Annotated in this window: 5 protein-coding genes and 1 pseudogene; all 6 read right to left on the bottom strand. The window is 67.1% G+C overall.

Going from position 1 to position 7,318, the window contains the following annotated elements:
• Positions 1-3,855, bottom strand: a 3,855-nt coding sequence (gene rpoB, locus VJS38_RS13460) for a DNA-directed RNA polymerase subunit beta (RefSeq protein WP_324088660.1), incomplete at its 3' end; no start/stop codon positions are given.
• A 498-nt stretch (positions 3,856-4,353) separates the two neighbouring features.
• Positions 4,354-4,737 (bottom strand): 50S ribosomal protein L7/L12, encoded by a 384-nt coding sequence (gene rplL, locus VJS38_RS13455; RefSeq protein WP_324088659.1) that lies wholly within the window; start codon positions 4,735-4,737, stop codon positions 4,354-4,356.
• Positions 4,738-4,782: 45 nt separating this feature from the next.
• On the bottom strand, positions 4,783-5,298 hold the full coding sequence (gene rplJ / locus VJS38_RS13450) for a 50S ribosomal protein L10 (RefSeq protein ID WP_324088658.1): 516 nt from the start codon (positions 5,296-5,298) through the stop codon (positions 4,783-4,785).
• Positions 5,299-5,741: 443 nt separating this feature from the next.
• Positions 5,742-6,431 carry a 50S ribosomal protein L1 gene (gene rplA, locus VJS38_RS13445; protein WP_324088657.1) on the bottom strand — a complete coding sequence of 230 codons (690 nt, stop codon included), beginning with the start codon at positions 6,429-6,431 and terminating at the stop codon, positions 5,742-5,744.
• Positions 6,432-6,435: 4 nt separating this feature from the next.
• Positions 6,436-6,867 carry a 50S ribosomal protein L11 gene (gene rplK, locus VJS38_RS13440; RefSeq protein WP_324088656.1) on the bottom strand — a complete coding sequence of 144 codons (432 nt, stop codon included), beginning with the start codon at positions 6,865-6,867 and terminating at the stop codon, positions 6,436-6,438.
• 234 nt (positions 6,868-7,101) lie between these two features.
• Positions 7,102-7,318: pseudogene (locus VJS38_RS13435) on the bottom strand (hypothetical protein); the annotation flags it as partial.

The following is a 7,318-nucleotide window of genomic DNA, read 5'->3' as shown; positions in this document are numbered from 1 at the left end:
GAAGCGCTGGCCGCCGAACTGCGCCTTGCCGCCCAGCGGCTGCTGGGTGACCAGGCTGTAGGGGCCGATCGAGCGGGCGTGGATCTTGTCGTCCACCAGGTGGTGCAGCTTCAGCATGTAGATGTAGCCGACCGTGACCGGACGCTTGAACCGCTCGCCGGTTTGGCCGTCGTACAGGTACGACTGGCCGGAGCGGTCGAGGCCCGCCTTCTCCAGCAGGTTCTCGATGTCGGCGATGTGGGCGCCGTCGAACACCGGCGTCGCGAAGGGGATGCCCTTCGACAGATTGCGCGCCAGCTCCAGCAGTTCTTCGTCGCTCTCCGGCAGCTCCTCCTGCGGCCCGTAGGTCTCGGTGAGGTAGTCGATCAGCGCCTTGCGCTGGCCGCCGTGCTGCCAGGCTTCCAGCAGTTCCGCGACCTGGGCGCCCAGGCCCGCGGAGGCCCAGCCCAGGTGGGTCTCGAAGATCTGGCCGACGTTCATCCGCGACGGCACGCCCAGCGGGTTCAGCACGATGTCCACGTGCTGGCCGTTCTCCAGGTAGGGCATGTCCTCGATCGGCAGGATCTTGGAGATGACCCCCTTGTTGCCGTGACGGCCGGCCATCTTGTCGCCCGGCTGCAGCTTGCGCTTCACCGCGACGAACACCTTGACCATCTTCATCACGCCGGGCGGCAGCTCGTCGCCGCGCTGCAGCTTGTCGACCTTGTCCTCGAACCGGCGGTCGAGGCGCTTGCGGGCCTCGTCGAACTGGCGGCGCATCGCCTCCAGCTCGGCCATGGCCTTCTCGTCGTCGAGCGCGATCTGCCACCACAGGCCCGGCGCGATCTCCTCGAGCTTCTCGGCGGTGATCTCGCCGCGCCCCAGGCCCTTCGGCCCGGAGACGGCGGACTTGCCGACCAAGAGCTCGCGCAGACGCTGGGTCATGTTGCGGTTCAGGATGCCGAACTCGTCATCCCGGTCCTTGCCCAGGCGGTCGATCTCGGCCCGCTCGATGGCCATCGCCCGCTCGTCCTTGTCGACGCCGTGGCGGTTGAACACCCGCACCTCGACGACGGTGCCGGCGACGCCGGGCGGCAGGCGCAGCGAGGTGTCGCGGACGTCCGAGGCCTTCTCGCCGAAGATGGCGCGCAGCAGCTTCTCTTCCGGCGTCATCGGGCTCTCGCCCTTCGGCGTGACCTTGCCGACCAGGATGTCGCCCGGCAGGACTTCGGCGCCGATCGCCACGATGCCCGCCTCGTCGAGGTTGCGCAGGGCTTCCTCGCCGACATTGGGGATGTCGCGGGTGATCTCTTCCGGGCCCAGCTTGGTGTCGCGGGCCATGACCTCGAACTCCTCGAGGTGGATCGAGGTGAAGATGTCGTCGCGCACGATGCGCTCGGAGATCAGGATCGAGTCCTCGAAGTTGTAGCCGTTCCAGGGCATGAAGGCGACGAGGGTGTTGCGGCCCAGCGCCAGCTCGCCCAGCTCCGTCGACGGGCCGTCGGCGACGACGTCGCCGGCGCGGATCCGGTCGCCGACCCGCACCAGCGGACGCTGGTTGATGCAGGTCGAGGTGTTGGAGCGCTGGAACTTCTGCAGGCGGTAGATGTCGACGCCCGGCTTGGTGGGGTCGGTCTCTTCAGTCGCACGCACGACGATACGGGTGCCGTCGATCTGCTCGACCACGCCGGTGCGGCGAGCGACGACCACGGCGCCAGAGTCGATGGCGACCACCGCCTCCATGCCGGTGCCGACCAGCGGCGCGTCCGACTGGATCAGCGGCACGGCCTGCTTCTGCATGTTCGAGCCCATCAGGGCGCGGTTGGCGTCGTCGTTCTCGAGGAACGGGATCAGCGAGGCCGCGACCGAGACCACCTGCTTGGGGCTGACGTCCATCAGGTCGACCTGGTCTCGGGGGATCAGGGTCGGCTCGCCGTTGATCCGGCCGGGGACGAGGTCGTCGGCGATCGCGCCGCCCTCGACGAGGCGGATGTTGGCCTGGCCGATGGCGTGCTTGGCCTCTTCCATGGCCGACATGTAGACCACCTCTTCGGTGATCTTGCCGTCACGGATGCGGCGGTACGGGCTCTCGATGAAGCCGTACTTGTTCACCACCGCGTGGGTGGCCAGCGAGTTGATCAGGCCGATGTTCGGACCTTCGGGCGTCTCGATCGGGCAGATCCGGCCGTAGTGGGTCGGGTGCACGTCGCGGACCTCGAAGCCCGCGCGCTCGCGGGTCAGGCCGCCCGGGCCCAGCGCCGAGAGGCGGCGCTTGTGGGTGATCTCCGACAGCGGGTTGGTCTGGTCCATGAACTGCGAGAGCTGGGACGAGCCGAAGAACTCGCGCACCGCGGCCGCCGCCGGCTTGGCGTTGATCAGGTCGTGCGGCATGACCGTGTCGATGTCGACCGAGCTCATGCGCTCCTTGATCGCCCGCTCCATGCGCAGCAGGCCGACGCGGTACTGGTTCTCCAGCAGCTCGCCCACCGAACGCACCCGGCGGTTGCCGAGGTTGTCGATGTCGTCGATCTCGCCGCGGCCGTCACGCAGACCGACCAGGGTCTTGAGCACCGCCAGCACGTCGTCCTTGCGCAGGATGCGCACGTCGTCCGGGCAGTCGAGCTCCAGGCGCATGTTCATCTTCACGCGGCCGACCGAGGACAGGTCGTAGCGCTCGGCGTCGAAGAACAGGCTCTTGAACATCGCCTCGGCGGCTTCCACCGTCGGCGGCTCGCCCGGGCGCATGACGCGATAGATGTCGAAGAGGGCGTCCTCGCGCGCGGTGTTCTTGTCGACGCGCAGGGTGTTGCGCACGTAGGCGCCCACGGTCACGTCGTCGATGTCGAGCACGTCGAGGGTGGTGAAGCCCTGCTCCTCCAGCGATTGCAGCAGGCCCTGGTCGAGCTCGTCGCCGGCCTCGGCGTAGATCTCGCCGGTCTCGAAGTTGACGAGGTCGCGGGCCAGATAGCGGCCGAACAGCGCCTCGGGCGAGAGCAGCAGCGTGGTCAGGCCGCCGTCGGCCAGCTTCTTGGCGTTGCGCGCCGAGATCTTGGTGCCCGCGGGAGCGACTTCCTCGCCGGTCTCGGCGTTGATCAGCGGGAAGTTCGGCTTCACGCCGCGCCAGCGCTCCGGCTTGTAGGCCGAGGCCCAGCCGCCCTGGCGCTTCTCGTAGCTGATGGTCTCGTAGAAGGTGGAGAGAATCTCCTCGCCGTCCATGCCGAGCGCCATCAGGAAGGTGGTGGCCGGCAGCTTACGGCGGCGGTCGATGCGGACGTAGATGATGTCCTTGGCGTCGAACTCGAAGTCGAGCCAGGAGCCGCGGTAGGGAATCACGCGGGCGGCGAACAGGAGCTTGCCCGAAGCGTGGGTCTTGCCCTTGTCGTGGTCGAAGAAGACGCCCGGCGAGCGGTGCATCTGGGAGACGATGACGCGCTGGGTCCCGTTGACGATGAAGGTGCCCTTCTCCGTCATGAGCGGGATGTCGCCCATGTAGACGTCCTGCTCCTTGATGTCCTTCACGGAGCGGGCGCCGGTCTCTTCGTCGGTCTCGAAGACGATGAGGCGCAGCTTGACCTTCAGCGGCGCGGCGTAGGTCATGTCGCGCTGGACGCACTCCTCGACGTCGTACTTCGGCTCCTCGAACTCGTAGGAGACGTATTCGAGGACGGCGCGCTCGTTGAAGTCCTTGATCGGAAACACCGACTTGAAGACCGCCTCGACGCCCTCGTCGCGGCGTTCCGCCACGCGGACCTCTCGCTGCAGGAACTGTTCGTAAGAGGAGCGCTGAACCTCGATCAGGTTCGGCATCTGCACGGCTTCAGGGATGCGGCCGAAGGACTTCCGGATCCGCTTCTTACCGGTGAAGGATTGCGCCATTTTTATCCCTTGATGACGCGCGGGCGCACGGGTCCCGCGGTCTGACTTTCATCCTGCGTCCACCCTCGGCGCTTCCCGGGCTGGGAAGCCGGACGCTGGAAAGCCCCTGTATCGTCAGGGGCGCTCCCTCGCATGGTCGGAGGGCGGCGGACCATGCCTCGGAGCGTATACGCGCGAAGAACCGCGTCATCGGAATCGGAAATTTCGCGAAGACGCTGAAGTAAGACGTTTCAGGGCCGTTGGGAAGCCCCGACGCCCACAAAAATCGCGGCGGAAAAAGCCGAGCCAAAAGGGAGACGGCGCAGATGGTCGGTCCACGCCGTCTCCTCGCGCCGGGCGCAGCCCGGCGTTGCTAGCTTCCGATAGTCTACGCTGGTCGCGCAGCTTCCAAACCAGGAGCCGGCCTAGGGAGTTCCCGCGGGTGGAGAACACACGCAAAAAGGGCCGGGATCGCTCCCGGCCCTTCCAGCGCGAATTCGCGTGAACGCGGTCCCCAGACTACTTGATCTGGACGGCGGCGCCGGCTTCTTCGAGCTTCTTCTTGATTTCTTCCGCTTCCTGCTTGGAAACGTTTTCCTTCACGTTCTGCGGAGCGCCTTCGACGAGGTCCTTGGCTTCCTTCAGGCCGAGGTCCGGACGCACGGCGCGGACTTCCTTGATCACGTTGATCTTCTTGTCGCCGCCGGCGGTCAGCACGACGGTGAACTCGGTCTGCTCTTCGACGGCTTCGGCCGGAGCGGCGGCGCCGGCGCCCACGGCGGCCACGGCCACCGGCGCGGCGGCGGAGACGCCCCACTTTTCTTCGAGCAGCTTGGAGAGCTCGGCGGCCTCCAGGACGGTCAGGGCGGACAGGTCGTCGACGAGTTGTTGCAGATTGGCCATTGGTTAGATCCTTCTAGAAGTTCGGTTTTGCCGGGAAGATGACGATCAGGCGGCGTCTTTGGTCGCGTAGGCGTTGAAGACGCGCGCCAGCTGGCCCGCCGGCGCCTGCAGCACGCCGGCGATCTTGGTCGCGGGCGCCTGGATGAGGCCGATGAGCTTGGCGCGGAGCTGGTCGAGCGACGGCAGGCTCGCGAGAGCCTGGACCGAGGCCTTGTCCAGCACCTGTTCACCCATGAAGCCGCCGATGACGCTGAACTTGTCATTGTCCTTGGCGTACTGGGTCGCGACCTTGGCGGCGGACACCGGGTCGGCCGCGAAGGCGATGGCGACGGGACCCTTGAAGAGGGCGTCGCCCGCCTCGCCGATCGCGCCGTCCAGAGCCTTCTGGGCCAGGGTGTTCTTCACCACCTTCAGCTGGGCGCCTTCCTGACGGAGGCGGCCCCGAAGATCGGTCATTTCCGCAACGGTCAGACCCATGTAGTGGGTCACGACCACGGCGCCGGCGCCGGCGAAATCGCTTTTCAGCGTCTCGATGGCTTCCTGCTTTTGAGCGCGGTCCATTGCGGTCTCCATACTCAGGTTCGACGCGCGCGGGAGTGCGCACGCCGGATTAGTCCCTGCCGATGTCGGAGAAGCCGCAGCCTCGCGCCCGCCCCATGCAACGGAGCAGCCGACGAAACCTCTGTCTTCCCGTCTCCCTGAGTCCGGGGAAGGGCTCTCCCCCGCGTTCCGCCCGCGGGCGGCCCCCGCGGCTACACAGTTCTCGGACAGGACGGGTCGCCCGTGGGGGCTCCCCTTCCCTCGCCGGCCGCGAGGCCTGCGACGAAGGCGCGGCTCTTACAGGAGGCGCGCGTGAGATTCAACAGTTTGGTGATTCACCTTCACCCGTCCCGTCCGTCATCGCCCCGCCTGTCCGGGCGACCCAGCCCGATTGGAGGGGCGAAAACAAAAAGGAGCAGCGTCGCCGCCGCTCCTTCTCGAACTTCGAACAGGTCTCGTCCGGCCTAGGCGCCGACCGAGCCGGCCTCCACCTTGAAGCCCGGCCCCATCGTCGAGGAGAGGCTGATCTTCTTGATGTAGGTGCCCTTGGCGCCCGAAGGCTTGGCCTTGTTGAGCGCGTCGACCAGGGCGCGGACGTTGGCCAGGATCGCCTCTTCCGTGAAGCTCGCCTTGCCGATGCCGGCGTGGATGATGCCGGTCTTCTCGGTGCGGAACTCGATGGCGCCGCCCTTGGCGTCCTTCACCGCCTGCGCCACGTTGGGCGTCACGGTGCCGACGCGCGGGTTCGGCATCAGGCCGCGCGGGCCCAGCACCTTACCCAGACGGCCGACCAGGGCCATCATGTCGGGGGTGGCGATCACCCGGTCGAAGTCCATGAAGCCGCCTTGGATGCGCTCCACCAGGTCCTCGGCGCCGACGACGTCCGCGCCGGCGGCTTGCGCCTCGGCGGCCTTGGCGTCCTTGGCGATGACGGCGACGCGCACGTCGCGGCCGGTGCCCGACGGCAGGTTGACCACGCCGCGGACCTGCTGGTCGGCGTGACGCGGGTCGACGCCCAGGTTGACGGCGATCTCGATCGACTCGTCGAACTTGGCCTTGGCGTTGGCCTTCACCAGTTTGACGGCGTCTTCGACCGAATGGGCGGCCAGGCGGTCGCCGGTCCAGGCCTGGATGCGCTTGGGTTGCTTGGCCATGTTCTTAAGCCTCCACGATCTCGAGGCCCATCGAACGGGCGGAGCCTTCGATGATGCGGGCGGCGGCCTCGACGTCGTTGGCGTTGAGGTCCTTCATCTTCTTCTCGGCGATCTCGCGCAGCTGGGTGCGGGTGATCTTGCCGACGGTCTCGCGGCCGGTCGCCTTGGCGCCCGACTTCAGCCCCACGGCCTGCTTGATAAAGAAGGTCGCCGGCGGCGTCTTGGTGACGAAGGTGAACGACTTGTCCTGGTAGACCGTGATCACGGTCGGCAGGGGCGTGCCCTTCTGCTCCTTCTCGGTGCGGGCGTTGAACTCCTTGCAGAAGCCCATGATGTTGACGCCGCGCTGACCGAGCGCCGGACCGATCGGCGGCGACGGCGTTGCGGAGCCCGCGGGCACCTGCAGCTTGATGTAGCCCAGAATCTTCTTGGCCATGTTTGCTCCTTGGCCGGGATCCGGCCGGGTTAAGAGCCGTGGTCACGGGGCAGGCTCACCTCCCCTCCCACGGATTTGAGTTCGCGGACGGCGAGCCGGCGCGAAGCGCGGGCATGTATCAGGAGTGCGGCGCAGAAACAACCGCGCGTCGCCGCGGCCGATTGGATTCGTCCACGAACCACACGAACCACACGAACGGACGCGAGTGGACCGCCCCCCCTCTCGTGAGACAGCTTAATAAGCCACAGCAGTTGTAGTTGCCGTGGTCCGCGGGACGCGGTCCACGCGGCTGTGGATTGTGTGGATAAGTTTCACCGGCCAGCCCTCGCGGCGCACCAGTTCGGTGACACGCCGGTAGCCGTAGGGCCGATGCTGCAGCGCCAGGCGCTGCACCAGGTCGCGCAACCCGGTCGCCTCGGCCTTGGGCTCGCGCTCGGCCCAGGCGCGATAA

The sequence above is a fragment of the Phenylobacterium sp. genome, assembly GCF_035276905.1.
Taxonomy (GTDB): domain Bacteria; phylum Pseudomonadota; class Alphaproteobacteria; order Caulobacterales; family Caulobacteraceae; genus Phenylobacterium.
Note: the sequence above shows the minus strand (reverse complement) of the source record. Positions and strands in the feature narration are given on the sequence as shown.

Bases quoted from the DNA above. Each gene is read 5' to 3' on its own strand.
- rplL (WP_324088659.1), bottom strand. From the start codon at position 4,737: ATGGCCAATCTGCAACAACTCGTCGACGACCTGTCCGCCCTGACCGTC.
- rplJ (WP_324088658.1), bottom strand. From the start codon at position 5,298: ATGGACCGCGCTCAAAAGCAGGAAGCCATCGAGACGCTGAAAAGCGAT.
- rplA (WP_324088657.1), bottom strand. From the start codon at position 6,431: ATGGCCAAGCAACCCAAGCGCATCCAGGCCTGGACCGGCGACCGCCTG.
- rplK (WP_324088656.1), bottom strand. From the start codon at position 6,867: ATGGCCAAGAAGATTCTGGGCTACATCAAGCTGCAGGTGCCCGCGGGC.